This is a genomic window from Streptomyces sp. NRRL WC-3618 (assembly GCF_001280005.1).
Lineage (GTDB): Bacteria > Actinomycetota > Actinomycetes > Streptomycetales > Streptomycetaceae > Streptomyces.
Window position 1 is genome coordinate 1 of the sequence record NZ_LGDW01000023.1, and the last position, 24,650, is coordinate 24,650.

Annotated in this window: 19 protein-coding genes and 1 pseudogene; 11 read left to right on the forward strand and 9 right to left on the reverse strand. The window is 69.9% G+C overall.

The genetic code is table 11. The features are described 5' to 3' along the window. Both ADL01_RS03980 and ADL01_RS03985 read left to right on the forward strand, forming a co-directional pair. A pseudogene (locus tag ADL01_RS03980) lies at positions 1–350 on the forward strand (LuxR C-terminal-related transcriptional regulator); the annotation flags it as partial. Between the two features lie 151 nt (positions 351–501). After that, positions 502–867: a cupin domain-containing protein gene (locus tag ADL01_RS03985; RefSeq protein WP_053740466.1), complete on the forward strand. Its 366-nt coding sequence runs from the start codon at positions 502–504 to the stop codon at positions 865–867. 21 nt (positions 868–888) lie between these two features. Here ADL01_RS03985 and ADL01_RS03990 read toward each other — a convergent pair whose 3' ends face one another. From ADL01_RS03990 to rhaI, 8 genes are all read right to left on the reverse strand, one after another. Beyond that, entirely contained in the window at positions 889–2,268 is a 1,380-nt protein-coding gene (locus ADL01_RS03990) for a vWA domain-containing protein (RefSeq protein WP_234354490.1), read from the reverse strand. A 316-nt stretch (positions 2,269–2,584) separates the two neighbouring features. Continuing rightward, on the reverse strand, positions 2,585–3,442 hold the full coding sequence (locus ADL01_RS03995; RefSeq protein WP_053740482.1) for an AAA family ATPase: 858 nt from the start codon (positions 3,440–3,442) through the stop codon (positions 2,585–2,587). 344 nt (positions 3,443–3,786) lie between these two features. Continuing rightward, positions 3,787–4,467, reverse strand: coding sequence for a LutC/YkgG family protein (locus ADL01_RS04000; protein ID WP_053740467.1), 681 nt, complete (start codon positions 4,465–4,467; stop codon positions 3,787–3,789). Further along, positions 4,464–5,942, reverse strand: coding sequence for a LutB/LldF family L-lactate oxidation iron-sulfur protein (locus ADL01_RS04005; RefSeq protein WP_053740468.1), 1,479 nt, complete (start codon positions 5,940–5,942; stop codon positions 4,464–4,466). Before ADL01_RS04005 ends, ADL01_RS04000 begins: the two co-directional genes overlap by 4 nt. After that, entirely contained in the window at positions 5,939–6,694 is a 756-nt protein-coding gene (locus tag ADL01_RS04010) for a (Fe-S)-binding protein (RefSeq protein ID WP_053740469.1), read from the reverse strand. Before ADL01_RS04010 ends, ADL01_RS04005 begins: the two co-directional genes overlap by 4 nt. A gap of 72 nt (positions 6,695–6,766) precedes the next feature. Then, positions 6,767–8,206 (reverse strand): rhamnulokinase, encoded by a 1,440-nt coding sequence (locus tag ADL01_RS04015; protein ID WP_053740483.1) that lies wholly within the window; start codon positions 8,204–8,206, stop codon positions 6,767–6,769. Positions 8,207–8,392: 186 nt separating this feature from the next. Beyond that, positions 8,393–10,432, reverse strand: coding sequence for a bifunctional rhamnulose-1-phosphate aldolase/short-chain dehydrogenase (locus ADL01_RS04020; RefSeq protein WP_053740470.1), 2,040 nt, complete (start codon positions 10,430–10,432; stop codon positions 8,393–8,395). 137 nt (positions 10,433–10,569) lie between these two features. After that, positions 10,570–11,739, reverse strand: coding sequence for an L-rhamnose isomerase (gene rhaI, locus ADL01_RS04025; RefSeq protein ID WP_053740471.1), 1,170 nt, complete (start codon positions 11,737–11,739; stop codon positions 10,570–10,572). A gap of 291 nt (positions 11,740–12,030) precedes the next feature. Here rhaI and ADL01_RS04030 point away from each other — a divergent pair, with 291 nt between their 5' ends. From ADL01_RS04030 to ADL01_RS04065, 8 genes are all read left to right on the forward strand, one after another. Beyond that, positions 12,031–13,548 carry a sugar ABC transporter ATP-binding protein gene (locus tag ADL01_RS04030; protein ID WP_053740472.1) on the forward strand — a complete coding sequence of 506 codons (1,518 nt, stop codon included), beginning with the start codon at positions 12,031–12,033 and terminating at the stop codon, positions 13,546–13,548. Beyond that, the gene (locus tag ADL01_RS04035; protein WP_053740473.1) at positions 13,545–14,585 is read left to right on the forward strand and encodes an ABC transporter permease; all 1,041 of its coding nucleotides are present in this window, start codon (positions 13,545–13,547) and stop codon (positions 14,583–14,585) included. The genes ADL01_RS04030 and ADL01_RS04035 overlap by 4 nt, the downstream gene beginning before the upstream one ends. Next, positions 14,578–15,573 carry an ABC transporter permease gene (locus ADL01_RS04040; protein WP_053740474.1) on the forward strand — a complete coding sequence of 332 codons (996 nt, stop codon included), beginning with the start codon at positions 14,578–14,580 and terminating at the stop codon, positions 15,571–15,573. Before ADL01_RS04035 ends, ADL01_RS04040 begins: the two co-directional genes overlap by 8 nt. 99 nt (positions 15,574–15,672) lie before the next feature. Further along, positions 15,673–16,755, forward strand: coding sequence for a rhamnose ABC transporter substrate-binding protein (gene rhaS / locus ADL01_RS04045; protein WP_053740475.1), 1,083 nt, complete (start codon positions 15,673–15,675; stop codon positions 16,753–16,755). A gap of 17 nt (positions 16,756–16,772) precedes the next feature. Then, the gene (locus tag ADL01_RS04050; RefSeq protein WP_053740476.1) at positions 16,773–17,093 is read left to right on the forward strand and encodes an L-rhamnose mutarotase; all 321 of its coding nucleotides are present in this window, start codon (positions 16,773–16,775) and stop codon (positions 17,091–17,093) included. A 49-nt stretch (positions 17,094–17,142) separates the two neighbouring features. Next, the gene (locus ADL01_RS04055; RefSeq protein ID WP_053740477.1) at positions 17,143–18,567 is read left to right on the forward strand and encodes a BNR repeat-containing protein; all 1,425 of its coding nucleotides are present in this window, start codon (positions 17,143–17,145) and stop codon (positions 18,565–18,567) included. A 100-nt stretch (positions 18,568–18,667) separates the two neighbouring features. Continuing rightward, a complete protein-coding gene (locus ADL01_RS04060; RefSeq protein WP_053740478.1) occupies positions 18,668–19,705 on the forward strand; it encodes a LacI family DNA-binding transcriptional regulator in 1,038 nt (345 codons plus the stop codon). Between the two features lie 110 nt (positions 19,706–19,815). Beyond that, positions 19,816–21,120, forward strand: coding sequence for an alpha/beta fold hydrolase (locus ADL01_RS04065; RefSeq protein ID WP_053740479.1), 1,305 nt, complete (start codon positions 19,816–19,818; stop codon positions 21,118–21,120). 40 nt (positions 21,121–21,160) lie between these two features. Here ADL01_RS04065 and ADL01_RS04070 read toward each other — a convergent pair whose 3' ends face one another. Next, positions 21,161–21,400 carry a hypothetical protein gene (locus ADL01_RS04070; RefSeq protein WP_053740480.1) on the reverse strand — a complete coding sequence of 80 codons (240 nt, stop codon included), beginning with the start codon at positions 21,398–21,400 and terminating at the stop codon, positions 21,161–21,163. A gap of 688 nt (positions 21,401–22,088) precedes the next feature. Between ADL01_RS04070 and ADL01_RS04075 the strand changes: the two genes are divergently transcribed. Beyond that, positions 22,089–24,542, forward strand: coding sequence for an RICIN domain-containing protein (locus tag ADL01_RS04075; RefSeq protein WP_078960311.1), 2,454 nt, complete (start codon positions 22,089–22,091; stop codon positions 24,540–24,542). The last annotated feature ends 108 nt before the right edge of the window (positions 24,543–24,650 follow it).

A 24,650-nucleotide genomic window follows, 5' to 3' on the forward strand; every position in this document is an offset into this window, starting at 1 on the left:
GGGCGTTGGAGGCGGGCGCCCGGGGCTATGTGCTCAAGGCCGGGCCGCCCGAGTAACTGTTCCGCGCGGTGCGCGGAGCCGCTGCCGGAGCGCTGGGGCTGGCACCGGAGATCGTCGGCGAACTCGTCGGCCAAGTGGTCAGCCCCGAGCAGGAGTTGAGCGGGCGCGAGATCGAGGTCGTACGGCTGATGGCCGAGGGGCTCAGCAACCGGGCCATCGCCGGGGCACTGTTCCTGAGCGAGGCCACGATCAAGACGCACCTCGTGCGTGTCTACCGCAAGCTCAAGGTCGACAACAGGGCGGCGGCCGTCTCGGAGGCCGTGCGCCGGGGCGTGCTCGAACTGACCTGAGGCGTGGACAGCCCCAGGGCCTGTCGCCGGGGGTCGGGGCGCCGTTCTCCGGCACCGGGGGTCCCTCGGATGGCGGCCCTGGCTTGACGGGCGGACCATGGAGGGGACGGGGGGTCCGACAGCCATGGCGGGGGAATGGGAGGCAGCAGACATGCTGGAGATCAAGACCGTCGAGAAGCCGGACGAGCGGCGCGATTTCCCCCGGGGACACATCGAAGCCGTACACATGACCGGCCTCGACTTCGCCGTGGGAACCTTCGAACCGGGCTGGCGCTGGTCCGAGTCCGTCGGGCCCATCGCGGGCACGGAGAGCTGCGAGATCCACCACAACGGCTACGTCGTCCAGGGCCGGATGCGCCTGCGCATGGATGACGGCGGCGAGAGCGAAGTGGGCCCCGGCGACGTGTTCGTGTGCCCGCCCGGACACGACGCGTGGGTTGTCGGCGACGAACAGGTCATCGTCCACGACTTCGCGGGAGGCATGGCACAGGATTACGCGAAGGCAGCGGGAAGCTAGGGCCTGTCGTAGCCACTTGGCTCACACCGGGAGCAACCGGGTGATCAGCGCGCCGAGTTGGCGTGCGTTGCGGCATTCGCGCATCTCCACCAGCTCGGCGTACGCGGGTGCCGCGGAGTCGCCCGTGCCCCACTGGGAGCGTCCCTCGGGGTTCAACCAGTAGACGCGGCGGGCCCGTTCGGCCAGGTGCCGTACGGCGGGCAGATTCGGGTCGCTCATGTTCGTACGGGCGTCACCGAGCACGAACACGGTCGTGCGCGGACCGATCGCGTCGGCGTACCGTTGCGTGAACTCGCCCAGGGCGACGCCGTAGTCACTGCTGCCGTGCCAGCCCGTCAGCGTCGCCTCCGCGCGAATGCGGGCGCCCAGCCCCTCGGCGTCGGCGGCGCCGTGCACGAGCAGGCCGGTCACCTCGTCGACACGATTGACGAAGGCGAACACGCGGACCTTGCTGAACTGGTCGTGCAGCGCCTGCACCAGCAGCATCGTGAAGTCGGAGAAACCGGCCACCGAGCCCGACACATCGCACAGCAGCACCAGTTCGGGCCGGGCGGGCCGGCGCCGGCGCAGTACGGGCCGCATCGGGACCCCGCCCGTCGACAGCGAGGCGCGCACCGTGCGCCGTAGATCGATCGAGCCGCGTGCGGCCTTGCGGCGGCGCGCCGCCAGCCGGGTGGCCAGCTTGCGGGCCAGTGGCTGAACCGTCCTTCGCAGCTCGGCCAGTTGGGCGCGCCCGGCGACCAGGAAGTCGACCCGGTCGGCGGTCGGCGCGACCGCCCGCCGGGCGATCTCGTCCCGGCCGCGCCGCTCGGCGACCCGGCGCCGCGCCTCCGCGCCCACCAGCCGCCTGAACTCCTCGATCCGCCGCCGGATCTCGTCCTCCAGCAGCCGGTCAGCGAACCCCGTGTCCGCCGTCCCCTCGCGAAGGCTCGTCCGTACCCGGGCAAGGAGCGTCTGCGGCCGGATCCGGTCCAGCGTCTGGTACGACGACCAGCCGTCCGATTCCGGTGAGGAGCCGTAGCCGCCGAAACCGTCGACCGCCTCGGCGGCCAACCGGGCAAGCAGCGCACGGTCGTTCGCGGCCAGCGCGGCGGCGAGCCGGTCGCGCAGGTCGTCCCGATCCGCGGGCTGTGTGCCGGGCGCTCCGACACCCCGGGGAAAGTACAGGTCGAAGACCGGGTCGAACACCGGTCGCTGGCCCGTGCCGTGCAGCAGGGTCGCGGCCAGTCCTTCGCGCAGCAACTCCCGGTCCGCGAACCCGAGTACGGCCACCGCCTGGGCCGCGTCCACGGTCTCCCCGGTACCGATCCGCACACCGTGCGCACGCAGCGCCCCGACGAGCCCCGTCAGCCGTTCCGTGACACCGGCACCGGAAATGGCGTGTGCCGAGGGTGCGTTCACCGGGTTCCTCCGAGGATGCTCCGGCCTTCGAGCCGGGGAGGAATCGGACTCCTGCGGAGCAGGGCCGGAAGCAGGATTTCGCCTCCAGGGCGAAACACCGTCCACCGGATCGGGTAGGCTGCAGGCCGTGCGTTGCGAGAACCAAGCGCGTACGCCGTGCTGATCGAGAGCCAAGGCAGCACATGCACCTCCAAGCTTTGCCGTATCAAACCGGGCTGGTTTCAACCCGGCTGGTGTTGATCGTGGAAGACCTGTTGGATCGCTGACCCGCAGGCGGCGGGAGCCAGGAATCCCCCTGCTTCGATTGGGGGAGGATTCAAATCGCGTCCAGGTCCAGCTTGGCGCTCGCCTTGAGGACGTCGTCCTGATGCTTGAGGAGAACGCCCAGGCTGTCCCGTACGACCGTCTCGTCCAGGGTTTCCGCCCCCAGCGCCAGCAGGGTGCGCGCCCAGTCGATGGTCTCGGCGACCGACGGCACCTTGCGCAGGTCCATCGCGCGCAGCGCGCCCACCACCCGCACCACCGAATCGGCCAGCGCCGCGTCGAGCTCCGGCACCTTCAGCCGTACGATCCTGCGCTCCAACTCGGCGTCCGGGAAACCGATGTGGAGGAACAGGCAGCGGCGGCGCAGGGCCTCGGACAGCTCGCGGCTGGCGTTGGAGGTGAGGACGACGAAGGGGCGGCGGGTCGCGGTGATCGTGCCCAGCTCGGGGACCGTGACCTGGAAGTCGGAGAGCACCTCCAGGAGCAGGCCCTCCACCTCGACGTCCGCCTTGTCGGTCTCGTCGATCAGCAGCACCTTGGGGGCGTCCCCGCGAATGGCGGTCAGCAGGGGGCGGGGGAGCAGGAACTCCTCGCTGAATATGTCGGTGCGCGTCGCGTCCCATGTCTCGTCGCGGCCCGCGCTGATGCGCAGGAGCTGCTTGGCGTGGTTCCACTCGTACAACGCCCTGGACTCGTCGACGCCCTCGTAGCACTGGAGGCGGATCAGCTCCGCGCCGGCGATCTCGGCGACGGCCTTGGCGAGCTCGGTCTTGCCGACGCCCGCCGGGCCCTCCACCAGGAGGGGTTTGCCGAGGCGGTCGGCCAGGAAGACCGTGGTGGCGACGGCGGGGGAGGCCAGATATCCGGTCTCGGCGAGGCGGGCGGAGACGTCGGTGACGGATGTGAACAACGGGGCCTCCAGCACCGGCGTGAACAGGATCGGAGGCACTATCTAAGCGCTTGTTCACCCCTCGTGTCACGCACGAATTCGTGGAAGGCGTTCGATGCACCAGCTCTTCGCGGCCAAGGCCGAGGGCTGGAGAAGGGCTCCACGAGCCCAATACGCGGGGTTGCCCCTTCCTGTCCGCGGCTCGTCGAACTGAAGGACCCCGCGCACCCGGCGAGCGTGCTCGCCCGGCAGGTCAAAGAGCGCATCCAGGGATGGATATCCATGCCCAGGCCGGCCCACAAGCCCGTTCACGCGGCGCACGCGACCGCCGCCACGCCGGACTCGGGGCCAGGCCGGGCTTCCGATCAGCCGGTGGGGTCGGCCTCCCCGTCCGGCTGCCCGCCGTCGCTCACCAGCACCACCTCAAGAGTGCGTGGACCGTGCACCCCCTCGACCCGGTCGAGTTCGATGTCACTGGTCGCCGACGGACCGGAGATCCACGTCAACGGCCGTGTCGGATCCAGGCGTTCGAGGGCCTGCGGCACGGAGGAGACGACCTGGTCGGGCACGCGGACGACGCAGATGTGATGGTCGGGGACCAGGGTGATGCGGCGACGCCCCTGGTCGGGGCCGCCGTCCAGAACGATGGTGCCGGTCTCGGCGATGGCGAGGGCGCAGGCCGTGACGACGCTGTGGACCTCGTCCAGGTCGTACGGGGTGCTCACGGCACGGTCCTCGACCCGGGGGGTGTCCGTGGCCGACAGCCACTGCGGCGGGAGCCCCGGCGGGACGACCACCGACGTCGAGCCGTGCGCGGACAGTATCCCGGCGAGCAGCGCCGGGAGCTCGTCGGTGGTGCTGCGGTGCACGATCGCCCGGTAGTCCGCCAGGTTCTCGGCGAGGAGTTCGACGGTCTCCTCGGCGCTCCGGTCGTCGTGCTCGCGCAGGTAGTCGCGGTCGACGGCCTGGTCGTACCGCGTGTCGTCGGCGGGTACGTCGGCGAGTGCGCGCCGTACCCGGCCCAGGATCAGTTCGCGGCTGTTCACTTCGTGGTGTCCTTTCCGCCGTGGGTGCGCTGCCACCAGTCGCGGAACGGCTCCGCCGGTACGGCCGGCAGATCGCGGGTGGCGCTCCAGGCCTTGCCGGGGCCGGGCAGGGTGCGGGGGTGGAGGCGGCGGGTGCGGGAGGCGAGGCGCTGGCCGGTGCGCAGGGCGCCGGGGTGGCTGAACGCCCAGCGGGCGGCGCGCATCGCGGCCCGTTCGGCGGCGTGGCCCTTCGCGGGCTTCAGGACGACCTTGTTGCCCTCGCGGGTGACCGGACCGCCCTCGACGACGCGTTCGCGCAGGTGCACCAGCACCTCGGGGATGTCGATGGCGACCGGGCACACCTCGTAGCAGGCTCCGCACAGTGAGGAGGCGTACGGGAGCGAGGCGTCGATCTCGCTCTCGGTGCCCCGGAGTTGAGGGCTGAGGATGGCGCCGATGGGGCCGGGATAGACGGAGCCGTAGGCGTGGCCGCCGGCCCGCTCGTACACCGGGCAGACGTTCAGACAGGCCGAGCAGCGGATGCAGCGCAGGGCCTGGCGGCCGACCTCGTCGGCGAGGGTGTCGGTGCGGCCGTTGTCGATCAGGACCAGGTGGAAGACCTGCGGGCCGTCGCCGTCCGTCGTACCCGTCCAGGTCGACGTGTACGGGTTCATGCGCTCGGCGGTCGAGGAGCGGGGGAGGGTCTGGAGGAAGACCTCCAGGTCCTGCCAGGTCGGCACGATCTTCTCGATGCCGACGACCGAGATCAGCGTCTCGGGCAAGGTCAGGCACATCCGTCCGTTGCCCTCGGACTCGACCACGACCAGGGTGCCGGTCTCGGCGACCATGAAGTTCGCGCCGGAAACGCCCACCTTGGCGCGCAGGAACTTCTCCCGGAGGTGGAGCCGGGCCGCCTCGGCCAGTTCGGCGGGCGTGTCGGTGAGGCCCTCGGGGGCCGGGCGGCCCCACTCGCTCATCTCGCGCGCGAAGATGTCCCGGATCTCGCCCCGGTTGCGGTGGATGGCCGGGACGAGGATGTGCGAGGGCCGGTCCTTGCCCAACTGCACGATCAGCTCGGCGAGATCGGTCTCGTAGGCGTGGATGCCCTCGGCCTCCAGGGCCTCGTTCAGCCCGATCTCCTGCGTGGCCATCGACTTGACCTTGACGACCTCCGACTCACCGGTCGTCCGCACCAGTTCGACGACGATCCGGTTGGCCTCGTCGGCGTCGGCCGCCCAGTGCACGACGCCGCCCGCCGCCGTGACCGACTCCTCCAACTGGACGAGATAGCGGTCGAGATGGCGCAGCGTGTGGTCCTTGATCTGTTTGCCGGCCTCGCGCAGCTGTGCCCAGTCGGACAGCTCGGCGACGGCTTTCGCCCGTTTGCCACGGATGGTGTGGGTGGCGTGGCGCAGATTGCCGCGAAGCGTCTCGTTGCCCACCGCCTCGTGGGCCGCCTTGGGGAAGGCCGGCATCCCGACGAACGTGCCGCTCATGCCAGGGGCTCCTCTTCCGTGCTCGCCAGGATCTCCGCGATGTGCACCGGCCGCATACCGGTGCTCAGACGGGTCATGGTCCCGCCGATGTGCATGAGACACGAGTTGTCGGCGGCGCACAGCACCTCCGCCCCCGTCGACTCGGCGTTGCGCACCTTGTCGGTGCCCATCGCCGCCGAGACATCGGAGTTCTTCAGCGCGAAGGTGCCGCCGAAGCCACAGCACTCGTCGGCACCGGGCAGCTCACGCAGCTCCAGCCCCTTCACTGCCTGGAGCAGCCTCAGCGGCCGGTCGGCCAGGCCGAGGCCGCGCAGCCCGTGGCAGGTCGGGTGGTAGGTGACGGTGTGCGGGTAGTAGGCGCCCACGTCCGTCACCCCCAGCACGTCGACCAGGAACTCCGTCAGCTCGTACGTCTTCGGGACCACCGGTGCCAGCGTGGCCGCGAGGCCGTCCCCGCGCCCTTCGGCCCGCGCCCGCTCGCCCATCCGTGGATACAGCTCCCGGACCATCGCGCCGCACGACCCGGAGGGCGTCACGATCGCGTCGTACTCCCCGAATACATCGGAGAAATGACGGGCCAGCGGCTCGGCCTCATGTCGGTACCCCGTGTTGTAGTGCGCCTGTCCGCAGCAGGTCTGCGCCATCGGGAAGTCGACCTCGACACCCAGCCTGGTCAGCAGTTTCACCACGGCGCGGCCCGTGTCGGGATACAGCGTGTCGTTGACACAGGTAAGGAACAGTGCGACACGCATCGCGGCTCCTAGCGATCGATCATCGGATGAGTGCAGATTACGCGGAGATCGCACCGTGGGGGAGTCCCCGTCTCACCGGACGTCGCTCAGCCGGGATTCCGCCGCCCGCCAGGCCCCCGGGTCACCGGCCGGCTCGTAGCGGGTCAGCGGCTGGGTACGGGCGAGCAGCCGCCGCATGTCCGTACGGTCGCCGACAAGCCCGTGGGTCCTCGCCTGGACGAGGACGTTGCCGAGCGCGGCGGCCTCCGTCGGGCCCGCCACCACCGGCAGCCCGCACGCATCGGCGGTGAGCCGGCACAGCAGCGCGTTGCGCGTCCCGCCCCCGACGATGTGCACGGCGTCGACACTGTGCCCGGCGAGCCGCTGGGCGTCCGCCACCGCCCGCCGGTGCGCGAGGGCGAGGGAGTCGAGGATGCAGCGGGTGATCTCGCCCGGCGTCTCGGGCACCGGCTGCCCGGAGGCCCGGCAGGCCTCGGCGATCCTCTCCGGCATCCGCCCGGGCGCCAGGAACGCGGCGTCCCCCGCGTCCACCACGGACCGCAGCCCCGGCGCCTCGGCCGCCGCCCGCAGCAGGTCGCCCAGCTCCGGGTTTCCCCAGGCCCGTACGCACTCCTGGAGCAGCCACAACCCCATGATGTTGCGCAGATAGCGGACCGTGCCGTCGAGCCCCAGCTCGTTGGTGAAGTTGGCGGCCCGGCTCTCCTCGGAGAGGACGGGCGCGTCCAGTTCCAGGCCCGCCAGGGACCAGGTGCCGGTGCAGATGTAGGCGAACCGTTCGTCCACGGCCGGCACGGCCGCCACCGCTGACGCCGTGTCGTGGGACCCGACCGTGGTGACCGGCACCGGCCCGGTCAGCCCGGTCTCCTCCAGGACCTCGGCCCGCAGCACGCCCGCCGGATCCCCGGGCCGGCGCAGCGGTGCGAACAGCCCGAGGTCGATGTCCAGTCTCCGCGCGATGTCATGCGCCCAGTCGCGGGTGCGGGGATCGATCAGCTGGGTGGTGGACGCGTTGGTCAGCTCGGTGCCGGCCTCGCCCGTCAGCCAGTACGTCAGCAGGTCGGGGATGAGCAACAGCCGTTGGGCGGCGGCCAGTTGACGGGTGCCACGGGCCGCCGCCAGCTGGTAGAGGGTGTTGAAGGGCGCGTACTGGAGCCCGGTCGCCGCGTACAGCTCGGCGGCCGGGACGGACGCCCACACCTTCTGAGCGACCCCCTCGGTGCGGACGTCGCGGTAGTGCACCGGGTTGCCGAGCAGGGCGCCGTCGGCATCCAGCAGCCCGTAGTCCACGGCCCAGCTGTCGATGCCGACGGAGTCGACCTGCCCAGCGGCCCGCAGCCCGTCGAGGACACCCGAGTACAGCGCGAGAACATCCCAGCGCAGCCCCTCGGGTACCCGCACGGGCCGGTTCACGAACCGGTGCGCCTCGACCAGCTCCAGCGTGCCCGGCCCGACGCGGCCGACCATGACGCGTCCACTGGACGCGCCGAGATCGACCGCGGCGTACGACTTCATGCCCATGGGACGGTCCGTTTCAGCCCGTCCGGCGTTTGAGGACGAGCGCGTTCAGCGCGAAAAGGGGGGTCGGGGGGCGCAGCCCCAAGGGATGGGAACGGGTAGGGGCGGCGGGGGCGAAACTCACGCATCGCCGGCGCCTGCTCGCCCAGCGGCTTCACCCCCGGGCCGGCGGCAAGCGAGACCTCATCGCAGGAAGGCGGCGGCGACGCCGGCATCGACCGGGACATGCAGCCCCGTGGTGTGCGTGAGGTCGCCGCCGGTCAGCGCGAACACGGCGCCCGCCACATGCTCGGGCAGCACCTCGCGCTTGAGGATGGTCCGCTGCGCGTAGAACTCGCCGAGCTTCTCCTCCGCGATCCCGTACGTCGCCGCACGCTGCGCACCCCAGCCGGCCGCGAAGATCCCGGAGCCACGCACGACGCCGTCGGGGTTGACGCCGTTGACGCGGATACCGTGCTCGCCCAGCTCGGCGGCCAGCAGCCGCACCTGGTGCGCCTGGTCGGCCTTGGTCGCGGAGTAGGCGATGTTGTTCGGCCCGGCGAAGACGGCGTTCTTCGACGCGATGTAGACGATGTCGCCGCCCAGCTCCTGCGCGATCAGCACGCGCGCCGCCTCCCGCGAGACGAGGAACGACCCGCGCGCCATGATGTCGTGCTGCAGGTCCCAGTCCCGCGCCGTGGTCTCCAGCAGCGGCTTGGAGATGGAGATCCCCGCGTTGTTGACGACGAGATCCACCCCGCCGAAGGCCAGCACAGCGGCCCGGAACGCCTCGGCGATCTGCTCCTCCGACGTCACGTCCACGGTGACGGCGACGGCCCTGTCAGGCCCACCGAGCTCCTCGGCCACCGCCGCCGCGTTCTCCGCGTGGAGATCGGCGACGACCACACAGGCGCCCTCGGCGACCAGCCGCTCGGCGATGGCCTTCCCGATGCCACTGCCCGCCCCCGTCACCAGCGCCACCCGGGTGGCCAGCGCCTTCGGCCTGGGCATCCGCCGGAGCTTCGCCTCCTCCAGGGCCCAGTACTCGATGCGGAACTTCTCCGACTCCTCGATCGGCGCGTACGTCGAGACCGCCTCGGCCCCGTGCATCACGTTGATCGCGTTGACGTAGAACTCGCCGGCCACGCGCGCGGTCTGCTTGTCCTTGCCGAAGCTGAACATGCCCACGCCTGGGATCAGCACGATCGCGGGGTCGGCGCCGCGCAGCGCGGGGGAGTCGGGCAGGGCGTTGCGCTCGTAGTAGGCGGCGTACTCCTCGCGGTACTCGGCGTGCAGCTCCCTGAGCCGCGCGATCACCTCGTCGAGGGGGGCGGAGGCCGGCAGATCGAGGACGAGCGGCCTGACCTTGGTGCGCAGGAAGTGGTCCGGGCAGGAGGTGCCGAGTGCGGCCAGGCGCGGGTGCTCGGCGCGTGACATGAAGTCCAGCACGACGTCCGTGTCGGTGTAGTGCCCGACCTGCGGCTTGTCCCGCGAGGCGATGGCCCGCACATACGGGGCGAGCGCGGCGGCCCGCTCCCGCCGCTCCTCGGGCGCGAGGGCGGCGTACCCCTCGATCACCGGGCCGAACGGCTCGGCCTTCCCCCGCTCGGCGAGGAACGCCTCGGCGGTACGGATGATGTGCAGCGAGTTCTGCTCGCACTCCTCGGCGGTGTCGCCCCAGGCGGTGACGCCGTGTCCGCCGAGGACGCACCCGACGGCCTGCGGATTGGCGGCCTTCACGGCGGCGATGTCCAGCCCGAGCTGGAACCCGGGCCGCCGCCACGGCACCCACACCACGGTGTCCCCGAAACACTCGGCGGTCAGCTTCTCCCCGTCGGCGGCGCAGGCCAGCGCGATACCGGAGTCGGGGTGCAGGTGATCCACGTGCGCCGCGTCGACGAGCCCGTGCATGGCGGTGTCGATGGACGGCGCCGCCCCGCCCTTCCCGTGCAGGCAGTAGTCGAAGGCGGCGACCATCTCGTCCTCGCGCTCCACGCCCGGATACACCCCCTTGAGCGCGTGCAGCCGGTCGAGCCGCAACACGGCCAGCCCGCCCTCGGTCAGGGTCCCCAGGTCACCCCCGGACCCCTTGACCCACATCAGCTCCACATCACCACCGGTGACGGGATCGATGTCGGTCCCCTTGGCGGACGTGTTCCCACCGGCGTAGTTCGTATTACGGGGGTCAGCACCAAGCCGACGGGACCGGGCGAGAAGGGCGGCGGCTTCGGGATGGGTTGCCATGACGTGATCAATCCTTACGTGACGTTTTCAACGAGGGGGAGGACGAGCGCCCCTTCAGGGGCGCGGGGAACTGCGCGATCAACCACAGACGACCGAAAGCCTGCAACCAACCGAACCAGGCAGACGAGACCCAGGACCTACGCGCCCCACCCCGCCTGCTCCCCACCAACCCGCTCCGCAGCAATCTTGGAACCCCACCCGGACCGGGCATACGCAGAGATCGGGTCCCCGTCCAACCCCATCTCCCCCCGAACCTCCGCAAGCAACGGCCGAACATCCGTGTTGTACGCGTCCATCAGCACCGCGTTGGCGGCCAGTACATCCCCGGCCCGCTGCGCAGCAGCCAACGCCGACGCGTCAACAAGGAGTGCCTTGGCCGTCGCCTCCTGCACATTCATCACCGACCGGATGATCGCCGGAATCTTCGCCTCGATGTTGTGGCACTGGTCCAGCATGAACGCCACCTCCGGCACGAACCCCCCACCCCTGATCACCTCGTACATGATCCGGAACAGCTGGAACGGGTCCGCCGAGCCGACCATCAGGTCGTCGTCCGCGTAGAACCGCGAGTTGAAGTCGAACGCGCCGAGCTTCCCCTCCCGCAGCAGCGTGGCGACGATGAACTCGATGTTGGTGCCTGGCGCGTGGTGCCCGGTGTCGACCACGACCTGCGCCTTCGGGCCGAGCTTGAGGCAGTGCGCGTACGCCGTGCCCCAGTCCGGGACGTCGGTGGCGTAGAAGGCCGGCTCGAAGAACTTGTACTCGAGGAGCATCCGCTGGTCGTCGCCGAGCCGCTCGTACACCGCGGCCAGCGCCTCGGAGAGCCGGTCCTGGCGCTCACGGATGTCGTCCTGACCGGGGTAGTTCGTCCCGTCGGCGAACCACAGCTTCAGGTCCTTCGACCCGGTGGCGTCCATGATGTCGACGCATTCGAGCAGATGGCCGAGCGCCTTGCGCCGCACTACCGCGTCCGGGTGGCAGACGCTGCCCAGCTTGTAGTCGTCGTCCTGGAAGGTGTTCGAGTTGATCGCGCCCAGCTTCAGGCCGCGCTCCTCGGCGTACTTGGCCAGGTCCGCGTATCCGTCGGAGCCGTCGACCTTGTCCCACGGAATGTGCAGGGCGACGGTCGGCGCGACCCCGGTGACGGCGTGCACCTGGGCGGCGTCGTCGAGCTTCTCGAAGGGGTCGCGGGGAACGCCGGGCTGTGCGAACACCTTGAAACGGGTCCCCGAGTTCCCGTAGGCCCACGACGGGGTTTCGATGGCCTGGTTCTTGAGAGCGGCCTTCACCGCGCTGAGCTCGGTCACTTCAGGACTCCTGTGGCATCGGGTCGGAACGACGACTGCTGGGAAACGGCGCGCTGAACGGCGAACTGATGAAACGATTCAGAACGGGAAGCTATGAGCCGCCCGAAGGGGTGTCAAGCCCTCTGGTCGATTCGGCCTGCCGTGTCTTGCCTGTGACCTTCGATTATCGAAAGAATTTCGACACGGACCCATTGACGTGACATGGCTCCCATGCCTAACGTCCCGGCAACCCAGTTGAAACCTTTCACGACGTCGTGAGGCCAGACCCACAGGCGTCGTCGAGGAGCCCTCATGACCCACCCGTCCGACCCGGGGCCGGCCCCTGTGCTGGCACTCGAGGACATCTCGAAGTCCTTCGGTGCGGTGCGTGCCCTGCGGGACGTCTCCCTGGAACTGTTTCCCGGCGAAGTGCACGCACTCGCCGGAGAGAACGGCGCCGGCAAGTCGACCCTCATCAAGACGCTCGCCGGGGTGCACCGACCGGACGCCGGCCAAGTGCTGCTCGACGGCGCACCCGTCGCCTTCCACGGCCCCGGCGACGCCCGCGACGCGGGTATCGCCGTGATCTACCAGGAGCCCACGCTCTTCCCGGACCTGTCGATCGCCGAGAACATCTTCATGGGCCGCCAGCCCCGGCGCGCCCTCGGCAGGATCGACCACAAGGCCACCCACGCGGCGACCGCCGCCCTGATGCGGCGTCTCGGCGTCGAACTGGACCCGGACCGCCCCGCGCGCGGCCTGTCCATCGCGGACCAGCAGATCGTCGAGATCGCCAAGGCCCTCTCCTTCGACGCCCGCGTCCTGATCATGGACGAGCCGACCGCCGCCCTCACCGGCAGCGAGGTCGCCCGTCTCTTCGGCGTCGTCCGCACCCTGCGCGAACAGGGCGCCGCCGTGCTGTTCATCTCGCACCGGCTGGAGGAGATCTTCAAGATCTGCCAGCGGGTGACGACCCTGCGTGACGGCGCCTGGATCGCCAGTGAGCCGCTGGACGGCATGACCGAGGACGATCTCGTACGCCGGATGGTCGGCCGCGATCTCGACGAGCTCTACCCGAAGCAGGACGTCGAGGCAGGCGAGGTCGCCCTCAGCGTGCGCCGCCTGACCCGCGAGGGCGTCTTCACCGACGTCTCCTTCGACGTGCGGCACGGCGAGATCGTGGGCCTCGCCGGACTCGTCGGCGCCGGCCGTACCGAGGTGGCCCGTGCCGTCTTCGGCATCGACCGCTGGGACGCGGGCGAGGTCGAGGTGGACGGCAGGATCCTGACGAACGGAGCGCCCTCCACGGCCATGGCCGCCGGGCTTGCCCTCGTCCCCGAGGACCGGCGGGCCCAGGGCCTGGTGATGGACATGTCCATCGAGCGGAACATCGGCCTCACCGGCCTGCGTACGACCGTCAGGGCCGGACTCATGGACCGGGGCGCCGAGCGCAGCCGCTCCCTGGACTGGGCCGTCAAGCTCCAGGTGAAGTACGCCCGCATCGCCGACACCGTCAACACCCTGTCCGGCGGCAACCAGCAGAAGGTCGTCCTGGCCAAGTGGCTCGCCACCGGCCCCAGGGTGCTGATCGTCGACGAGCCCACCCGGGGCATCGACGTCGGTACGAAGGCCGAGGTGCACCGCCTGCTCAGCGAACTGGCCGCCGACGGTGTGGCCATTCTGATGATCTCCTCCGACCTGCCCGAGATCCTCGGTATGGCCGACCGCGTGCTCGTGATGCACGAGGGCCGCCTCACCGCTGAGATCCCGCGCTCCGAAGCAACCGAGGAAACGGTGATGGCCGCAGCCACCGGGAGGGCCGCCGCATGACGGTGACCGCCCCCAACCCCGCCCCCACCGCCGAGGTGCCCAAGTCCAGCGGCACCCGGCTGGTGGACCGCGTGTTCAGGATGCGCGAACTCGCCATCCTGCTGGTCTTCCTGGTGATGATCGCCGTCACCCAGGCCGGCAACAGCGAGTTCCTGTCCGAGCAGGGCATCAAGGACCTGCTGCTGAACGCGACGATCCTGGTCCTGGTCGCCACCGGCCAGTCGCTCGTGGTCGTCACCCGCAACGTCGACCTGTCGGTCGGCTCCACCCTCGGCATCAGCGCCTTCGCCGCGGGCATCTACCTCCAGGGCGGCGGAAACCCCGTCGTGGCCATCGCCCTGGCCGTCCTGCTCGGCATCGGCTTCGGGCTCCTCAACGGACTGCTCGTCAGCTTCGGCCAGGTACCCGCCCTCGTCGTCACCCTCGGCACGCTCTACATCATCCGCGGCATCGACTCCATCTGGGTCGGCTCCCGGCAGATCACGGCGGCCGACCTCCCGGACGGCTTCGTCGACTTCGGCTCCGGCGGTATCTCCGCGGTGCCGTACCTCGCGCTGATCGCGCTCGCCGTGCTCATCGCGACCGCCTACTACCTCCGGCAGTTCGGCAGCGGCCGCGAGCTGTACGCCCTCGGCTCCAACCCCGAGGCCGCCCGGCTCGCCGGCATCCCCGTACGCAAGCGGATCCTCATCTCGTACACCTTCTGCGGCGCCCTCGCCGGACTCGCCGGCGCGCTCTACCTCGCACGGTTCGGCAACGTCGACTCCAGCACGGGCAACGGGTACGAACTCACCGTCGTCAGCGCGGTCGTGGTCGGCGGCGTCGTCTTCACCGGCGGCTCCGGCAGCGTCTACGGGGCGGCGCTCGGCGCGCTGCTGCTGACCTCCATCAACAGCGTGCTGCCCGCCCTCGGCGTCAGCTCGGTGTGGGTCATGGCCATCAACGGCATCCTGCTCATCCTCGCCATCGCGGTCGACCGGATCGTCGCCCTGCGCGTGGCGTCCGCACTGAAGAAGAGGAACGCCCGCCATGGCTGACTTCTCGCTCGCGCGTGCCGTCCGCGGGTCCTCCTTGAAAAGGTGGGATTCGGCCGTCGGCGCCCTCCTCCTCGTCGTCCTGCTGCTGTCCTTCGGGTTCGTGGACGGGTTCGGCAACGGGCTCAACCTGTCCTTCCTGATCGGCAACACCCTCCCGATCGCGCTCGTCGCGCTGCCCATGACCCTCCTCGTCGTCTCCGGCGAGATCGATCTGTCCGTCGCCTCCACGGCCGGCCTGTCCGGCGCGGTGATGGGCGCGCTGTGGAACCAGGGCCTGACGATCGAGGTGATCATCCCGATCTGCCTGGTCCTGGGCGCCGGCTGCGGACTGGTCAACGGGCTGCTCGTCACCCGGCTCGGGCTGCCCTCCCTCGCCGTCACCATCGGCACCATGGCCGCCTACCGGGGCATCGCACAGATCGTGCTCGGCTCCGACGCGGTGACCGACTTTCCCACCCAGTACCTGGACTTCGCGGCCGGACGCATCGGGGACACCTTCGTCCCGTACGCCTTCTTCCCCTTCATCGTGCTGCTCGCGGTCGCCGTGGTCGCGCTGCACGCCACCCCGTTCGGCCGCTCGCTGTTCGCGATCGGCGCGAGCGAGGAGGCCGCCCGCTTCGCCGGTATCCGGGTCAAGCGGCACAAGCTGATCCTGTTCACGGTGACCGGTCTCACGGCCTCCCTCACCGGAATCTTCTGGGCACTGCACTACGCCAGCGCTCGCTATGACAACGCGACCGGGCTCGAACTCTCCGTCATCGCCGCCGTGTTGCTGGGTGGCATCGACTTCGACGGGGGCAAGGGGACGCTCGGCGGTGCGATTGCCGGAGTGTTCCTGCTCGGTGCGCTGCAGAACGTGATGAGCCTTCAGGATGTCTCGGCCCAGTCGCAGATCGTCGTCACCGGTGTCCTGCTGGTGCTGTCCGTGCTGGGACCTCGGGTCGCTCGGCAGGTGTCACTGGCCAGGGCGTCCTCAAGGCTTACGTAAAAAGGTCGTTCGTCTGCTGCGGGTCCGCTGTGGCTGGTCGCGCAGTTCCCCGCGCCCCTATCGGGCGCGTTCACTTACCCTCTGTTCAAAGGAACCCTCATGCGCAAGTCATCCGTCCGCCGTGCCTCCGCGGCTCTCGCCGCGGCCACCTCGCTCGCTCTGGCGCTCACCGCCTGCGGTGGGACCACCAAGAACGACGTCAAGAACGAGGGCGCCTCGGCCGCCGCGACCGGCAAGGCCGACCCGAACGCGGCCACCAAGAAGGGCCTGACCGTCGGCTTCCTGCCCAAGCAGGTCAACAACCCGTACTTCACCTCCGCCGACAAGGGAGGCGAGGCCGCGCTGAAGACCCTGGGCTCCAGCTACAAGGAGGTCGGGCCGTCCAGCGCCACCGACACCTCCGGCCAGGTGTCGTACGTCAACACTCTCACCCAGCAGCAGGTCGACGCGATGGCCGTGTCCGCGCAGGACCCGGGCGCCCTGTGCACCGCGCTCAAGCAGGCCATGAAGAACGACATCAAGGTCGTCACCTACGACTCGGACACCAAGACCGACTGTCGTAACGCCTTCGTCTCGCAGGCCAGCGCTGAGGACCTGGGCCGTACCGAGGTGCAGCTGCTCGCCGAGCAGATCGGCTACAAGGGCGAGATCGCGATCCTGTCCGCGGCGCAGACCGCGACGAACCAGAACACCTGGATCGACTTCATGAAGGACGAGCTGAAGGACCCGAAGTACAAGGACGTCAAGCTGGTCAAGGTCGCGTACGGCAACGACGACGCCCAGCAGTCCTTCCAGCAGACCCAGGGCCTCCTCCAGGAGTACCCGAACCTCAAGGGGATCATCTCCCCGACCACCGTCGGCATCAAGGCCGCCGCCCAGTACCTGTCCGGCTCGAAGTACAAGGGCAAGGTCAAGCTGACCGGCCTCGGCACCCCCAACGACATGCGCAAGTACGTCAAGAACGGCACCGTCGAGGGCTTCGAGCTGTGGGACCCGGCGAAGCTCGGCGAGCTGGCCGCGTACACCGCTGTCGCGCTGGTCTCGGGTCAGATCGCCGGCGCGGAGGGCGAGACCTTCAAGGCCGGCGACATGGGTGAGTACACGATCGGCAAGGACGGCGTGATCAGCCTGGGCAAGCCGACCGTGTTCACCAAGGACAACATCGACCATTTCAACTTCTGATTCCCCGGGGGCTGTTGATGCAACGCGTGTGCTTTCTGCTGAAGGTCCGGGCGGACCGCCTCGACGAGTACCGCGAGCGGCACGCCGCAGTGTGGCCCGAGATGCTCGACGCACTCTCGGCCACCGGCTGGCACAACTACTCGCTCTTCCTGCGCCAAGACGGCCTGCTCGTCGGCTACTTGGAGACCGAGGACTTCGCCGCCGCCCAGGCCGGCATGGAAGCCGCCGAGATCAACGCCCGTTGGCAGGCGGAGATGGCGCCGTTCTTCGAATCGCTGGACGGCGCCCGTCCCGACGAGGCCATGAAGCCCCTCACCGAGGTGTTCCACCTCGCCTGATCCCCCTCACTCACCCGCTCTCACCTCGCAAGACAACGGAGTCCCCGAGATGAAAAGACGTACGTTGATGGGCGCCGCCCTCGCCGGTGCCGTGATTTCCCCCGCCTTCGGCGTCGGCAGCGCCCGCGCCGCCGACCCCGGCCCCTCGGTCACCCGGACCGGCACCACCACGCTCGACTCCCAGGCCGTCTTCTTCGTCTCCTACGACGGCCTGGTCAACAACAACTCGTTCCAGAAGAACGGCCTGCTGACCTACAAGGGCTACCAGTACGCCGTCTGGTACACCGCCGACAAGAACGCCGTCGTCGGCCGCCGGGTCCTCGGCGGCAGCACCTGGTCGACGGTCCAGGTCGGGCACACCCTCAAGGCGAGCGACTCGCACAACGTCATCTCCATGGGCGTCTCCAGGACCGACGGCCGCCTCCACCTCAACATGGACTCGCACAGCGACGGCTTCACCTACCTCAAGTCGGTGGCCGGGCTCATGGACAACCCGGCCGGCCTCAGCTGGACCGCGGCCCGCTTCGGCGCACCCCAGTCGACGCTCGACGGACTCGCGCTCACCTCGCAGTTCACCTACCCGCAGTTCGTCTCGCTGCCCGACGGCAAGCTCCAGCTCAGCTACCGCGTCGGCATCTCCGGCAACGGCCGCAACGCCATCGCCGAGTACGACGGCACGTCCTGGACCGACCTCGGCGAGTGGTCCAGTTCCACCGGCACGTACACCAGCGAGCACGGCTCGTCGACGGTCCGCAACATGTACCTGCACGGCATCGACTACGACCGGAACGGCCGCCTGCACTCGTTCTTCACCTGGCGCGAGCAGAACGGCGCCGTCATGTGCAACAGCGGCGGCATCACCAACCACGACACCGGTTACGTCTACTCCGACGACCGGGGCCGCACCTGGCGCAACAACGCGGGCACGCTCGTCGGCACGACGGGTGGTTCGGACAAGGTCGCCGTCACCGACAGCGGCCTGGTGGTCGACGCGCTGAACCCGGACCACTCCCTGATGAACCAGGAGAGCCAGTTCACCGACTCGTCCGGGCTGCCGCACGCGATCATCAGCTACGTACCCGGCCGCTTCGGCCAGTGCACCACCAACTACGTCACCAACCGCACCGCCAACGGCCGCGCCTTCCATCTGCGCAAGAACTCCGCCGGCACCTGGCAGAAGACCGAGATCCCGGTCCCCCTCAACTCCAGCCAGCGCACCAAGTTGGTCCTCGACAAGTACGACAACGCCTACGCCATCTTCCCCTTCGGGCGGATTGCCGGCGCCTCGAAGTCCTCCGGCTACACCGACTGGGCGGTGCTGTTCGACGGCAGCGGACTGAACGCCTTCGGTGAGGTGGTGATCGACGAGACGCGGGTGGCCCAGGACAACGTCCTGTCCGTCCTCTACCAGGAGAAGTCGAGCGGTACGACCCCCTCGGCGCTCCATGTCGTCGACTTCCGGCTGCCCGCGTGACCGGAATGACCGGAGTGACCAGCGGATTAGTCAAGGGCGGGCAGGCGGCTAATGTAAAGGCCTGCCCGCCACCGTTCGTTTCCCTGGAGGTCCCCGCCTGATGGCCCAGCCGGTGGGTATCAAGGACGTCGCACGCGTCGCCGGAGTCTCGGTGGGCACGGTCTCGAACGTCATCAACCGCCCGGACTCGGTCGCCACCGAGACCCGGGCCCGTGTGCTGTCCGCCATCGACCGCCTCGGCTACGTCCGCAGCGAGTCGGCCCGTCAGCTGCGCGCCGGGCGCAGCCGCATCATGGGGCTGCTCGTCCTCGACATGGGCAACCCCTTCTTCGTGGACGTGGCACGCGGTGCCGAGCGGGCCGCCCGGAACGCCGGGCTCGGAGTGATGGTCTGCAACAGCGCGCAGAGCGCCTCCGAGGAGGCCGACTACCTGTCGCTCTTCGCCGAGCAGCGGGTGCGCGGAGTACTGCTCACCCCGGCCGACGCGACCGGCCGCAACATCGAGGCGTTCCGCCGCCACGGCATCCCCTTCGTCCTCGTCGACCGGGTCGCCGAGGGCACCACCGAGTGCTCGGTGTCCGTGGACGACGTCGCGGGCGGCGCACTCGCCGTCCGCCATCTCGTCGACGCGGGACACCGCTCCATCGCGTACGTCAGCGGACCTCCCGGCTTCAACCAGGTGCGCGACCGCCGCACGGGCGCCCTGAACGCGCTCGCCGAGGCCGGCCTCAGCCCCACGGTGCTGCGCGAGCTGCCCACCGAGCGCCTCGACGTGGCCGCGGGCCGGGACGCGGGCGCCCGCCTCCTGGGCCTCGCCGACCGTCCGACCGCCGTGTTCTGCGCCAACGACCTGCTCGCCCTCGGCGTCCTTCAGGCCATGTACGCCGCCGGTGTCGGTGTCCCCGACGACCTTGCGATCGTCGGCTACGACGACATCGAGTTCGCCGCAGCGGCAGCCGTCCCGCTCACCTCCGTACGCCAGCCCGCCGTGACCATGGGCGCCCTGGCCGCGGAACTCCTCCTGGAGGAGACCGAGACCGAGACCGAGGCGGAGTCCGGCGCGAAACGCCACACCCACCGCAGGGTCGTACTCCAGCCGGAGCTGGTGGTGCGCCGGTCCAGCCTGCCGACGCGCTGAACCGGGATTCAGTACGGAATTCCGCGCGTCCTCCTGATCCCGGCTCTCGGCACCGCCCCGGGCATGTGCTGAACTGGGCGGCCTGGAATCCAACCGTCTCGGGAGCCCCGTTGACCGTCAGCTACCGCCAGCCCGGTGTCGTCCTCACCGACCGCCGTTTCACCGTGCCCCTGGACCACGACGACCCCGCGGGCGAGACCATCGAGCTGTACGCCCGCGAGGTCGCCGCCGGTGACAGCGCGCACCGGGACGGCCTGCCGTGGCTGCTCTACCTCCAGGGCGGGCCCGGATTCGGCGCGAATCGTTTCGTCGGCCGGGGTGCCTGGCTCGGCCGCGCCCTCGAGGAGTTCCGCGTCCTGCTGCTGGACCAGCGGGGCACCGGCGCCTCCACTCCCGCCAACCGCCAGACGCTCCCGCTGCGCGGCGGGCCCGCCGAACAGGCCGCCTATCTGACCCGCTTCCGCGCGGACTCGATCGTCCGGGACTGCGAGGCCATACGCCCCTCGGTCACCGGCGGCGCCCCCTGGACCGTCCTCGGCCAGAGCTTCGGCGGCTTCTGCGCGGTGAACTATCTCTCGACGGCACCCGAGGGCCTGACCGCCGCCCTGATCACCGGCGGCCTTCCCTCCCTGGACGGGCACGCGGACGACGTCTACCGGGCCGCCTATCCCCGTATCGAACGCAAGGTCGCCGCGCACTACGCGCGTTACCCGCAGGACGTCGAACGGGCGCGGCGGATCGCCGAGTACGTGATCACGCACGAGCCGCTGCTGCCGAACGGCTACCGGCTGACCGTCGAGGCCTTCCAGTCCCTCGGCATCCTCCTCGGCGGCGGCGAGGGCAGCCACCGGCTGCACTACCTCATCGAGGACGCCTTCGTCCGCACCCCTGCGGGCCCGGCCCTGTCCGACGCGTTCCTGGAGGAGGCCCAGGGCCTCCTGTCGTACGCCGGCCATCCGCTGTACGCCCTCGTCCACGAGGCCATCTACGGCCAGGACGGCCGCCCCACCAACTGGTCCGCCGAGCGCACGCGCGCCGAGTTCCCGCAGTTCGACGCGGGCAAGTCCCTGGCGGACGACGGCCCGTTGCTGTTCACGGGCGAGTCGGTCCACCCCTGGATGTTCGACGTCGACCCGGCCCTGCGCCCCCTGCGCGACACCGCCGAACTCCTCGCCGCCCACACCGACTGGCCGCCCCTGTACGACCGTTCCCGACTCGCCGTCAACGAGGTCCCGGTCGCCGCGGCCGTCTACCACGACGACATGTACGTGGACACGGGCCACGCCCTGGTGACCGCGCGGGCGGTCCGGGGGCTGCGGACCTGGGTGACGGACGAGTTCGAGCACGACGGCGTGCGAGCGGGCGGCCCCCGGGTCCTCGACCGGCTGCTGGCCCTGACCCGCGACGAGGTCTGACGGCCCCCGGGTCGGCTCCTGCGCGGAGTCGACCGAGGGCTTACGCGTCGTGCGGACTCTTCTGGAACGGATGGACCGTGATCTGTCGGTCCTCCGGCAGCCAACCGGTGTCATCCTGGCCGAGTTCGACCGCGGCGGCGAGCACCTTCTCCCCGTCGAGGTGGTAGGCGCCGTCGTCGTCCGGCTGCGTCCGCATCATCGCGTCGGTGACCGGGACCGAGACGTACCGCTCCTCGACGGTCGTGCGCCGCAGCCTGACGGAGATCGAGTAGGTGGCCATGACTCCCCCTGAATTCGCTGTCGTTGCCGGCAAGTCGTATGCCAACCTATGACAGCTCTCGCGGCCCGGGGGAGGAGTTTTCGGGGAGGCGTGGAGCGAATCGGTTCCGCGCCGGCCCCTCGACGGAAGGCCGGACCGTCGCGGCGCAGGATCAAAGAAGTCCCCGGAGACGAAGGCAGTTTCCCTTCCCGGTCGAGGGCGGCCGGCTCGGGCAGGCCTGGTGAACCGGCTTCCCGTGACCGGGGTCTGGCGCGGACAAATCCCTGTTCACCAGTGTGATGGCGGGTCAGCCTGGTGTGCCGCGCCCGCCTGTCGGACTCGCCCGCGCGCGCCACGAGGGCCGCACGACCGGCGGTCGCGCCGCCCAGCGCCGCAGCGGCGTCGCAACTTTTCGACGGTACCGACGGCTTGCAAACCACGGGAATCAGCCGTCGAATCGATTCGCGACAAGGTTCACGGGAAGGGACTCCGTCTCCTTGACAGCTCTGTGGGACCGGGAGGACCGTCTCCCCCCGAAACCTCTCTGCAATCCCCGCTTCAGTACGGCATGTTCAAGCGCTTCCGCATTTGTCGGCGCCGCCGCCACCACCCGGCCGGGTGGTGGCGGAGGTGGCTTCGCCCTACGTCGAGGCACTACCGCAAGGTCGAGGTCCGCAGGGCCACACGCGCCCCCCACCGGAGGATGACCATGTCCAGAGCCAGAACGGTCCACGGCCTGTGGGCCGCCCCCATCGCTCTGCTCGCCCTGCTGGTCGGCAGTCCGGTCACCACAGGGGTCGCGTACGGCGCACCGATGGAACGTCCGGCGGCGGTCGCCGACCTGTATGTGGCGCCCGACGCGGCACCGGGCGGGGACGGCAGCGCCGGGCGGCCGTTCGCCACCGTCGACCAGGCGCGGCAGCCCGCGCACCGGCTCTCGGCCGACTCCGACGTCGCCGTGCACCTGGCCGGAGGCACCTACCGGCTGTCCAGGCCCCTGACCTTCGGCTCCGACGACGGCGGCCAGAACGGGCACACCATCACCTATCGGGCCGTGGCCGGGCAGCAGCCGGTCCTGTCCGGTGCCCAGCGCATCACCGGTTGGCAGGTGCATGATCAGTCCAAGAGCATCTGGTCGGTCCATGTCGGCACCGGAGTCAACTCCCGCCAGTTGTACGTGAACGGCAAGGGCGCCCCCCGGGCGGCGATCCAGGTACCCCGCTCCGGCTTCACCTTCACGCAGACCGGCCTGACCGTCACCGACTCCTCCCTCGACTACCTGGCCGGCCTCACGGACCAGAGCCACATGGAAGTCGAGAGCGTCAACTCCTTCACCGACCGCTACGCGCCGGTCCAGTCGATCAGCGGCAGAACCATCACCATGCAGCAGCCCGCGTGGAACAACAACTCCTGGGGCTACGACACCGTCAACGCGCCGTTCGCCGGCGGGACGATGTACCTGCAGAACAACTACGCGTTCCTGCGGCAGGCCGGGCAGTGGTATCTCGACTCGTCCACCGGCGACCTGTACTACCGGGCCGAGCAGGGGCAGGACCCGAACAGCCTCAGCGTCGAACTGCCCCGGCTGCAGAGTCTGCTCGGCGTGAGTGGCAGCTACGCCTCACCGGCGACCGGACTGGCCTTCGCCGGCCTCCGGTTCACCGGGACCTCCTGGCTCGGCCCGAGCGGACCCGACGGATACGCGGACCAGCAGAGCGGCGCGCACATCACCGGTGCCTTCGCGATGCCCGCCAACTGGCTGAGCACCTGCAAGTCGGGGTGCACGCAGTTCGAGGCCACCCGTAATCACTGGGAGCAGATGCCCGCGGCCGTCCAGGTCTCCGCCGCGAGCGGCATCACCTTCTCCGGCAACACCTTCTCCGGACTCGGGCAGGTCGGACTGGGCGTGGGCAACGACTCCGTCGCCACCGCCTCCGGCACCGGACTCGGCGCGAGCGGTGTCACCATCACCGGCAACACGTTCACCGACCTCTCCGGCAGCGGTATCCAGGTCGGCGGGATCCTGCCGGACGCGCACCACCCGAGCAACCCGCGGATGACCAACCAGAACATCACCATCAGCAACAACAAGGTCAGCGGGGTGGGCACGGACTACAAGGAGACCACGGGGATCCTGTCCACCTACGTCACGAACGCGACGATCACCCACAACCAGACGGACCATCTGCCCTACGACGGGATCGACATCGGCTGGGGCTGGGGGATGAACGACCCCGGTGGCAGTCAGGACTACGTCAACCGGGGCACGTACAACTACCAGCCGGTCTACAGCACGCCGACGACGCTGAAGAACAACATCGTCACGCACAACCTGGTCTTCGACACCAAGAACGCGATGTTCGACGGCGGCAGCATCTACAGCCTGTCGGCGGCTCCCGGCTCGGTGATCTCCGACAACTACATGTACGACAACAACCGCACCACCGCGCTGTACCTCGACGAGGGCTCCCGGTACCTGAGGGTGGCCAACAACGTGGTGCAGGACGCGAGCAACTGGGCGCTCACCAACGCCAACGCGAACAACCACACCGACGACAGCACGTTCTCCGGCAACTGGTACAACGGCGGCAACACGTACGTGGCCACCGGCCCGCCACACAACAACGTCCTGACCGGCAACGTCCAGGTCAGCGGCACCAACTGGCCGCAGGGCGCCCGCCAGGTCATCCAGCAGGCCGGCCTGTTGCCGGCGGGCGACGGTGGCGGGGGCTTCCCCGGTGGCTACCACCAACTGGTGGTCGGCGCGGGCGGCTTGTGCCTGGACGTGTACGGCAACTCCGGCAGCGCGGGCGCCGCGATCGCCGAGTGGACCTGCAACGGGCAGGGCAACCAGCAGTTCCAGTTCGTGCCGGCCTCGGGCGGCTACGGGCAGTTGCAGGCGCAGAGCTCAGGGCTGGTGGTGGCGGTGTCCGGCGGTTCCACGGCCGCCGGCGTACCCAACATCGTGCAGCAGGCCCCGAGTTCGGCGGCGGCCGGTCTGTGGCTGCCGGTACGGCAGTCGGACGGTTCGTACTCCTTCCAGAACCAGAACAGCGGCCTGTGCCTGGACGCCTACGGCGGCGGTGGCAAGGCCGGGCAGCAGCTCGACCAGTGGTCGTGCAAGAACACGGCAGGCAGCAACCAGGACTTCACGCCGCGCTGACCGACTGGCGCACCCGTTCCCCCCACCACCCGTTCCCCCTACCTGTTCGCACCCGCCCGTTCCCCCTACCTGTTCGCACCCGCCCGTTCCCCCCTACCCGTTCACCCC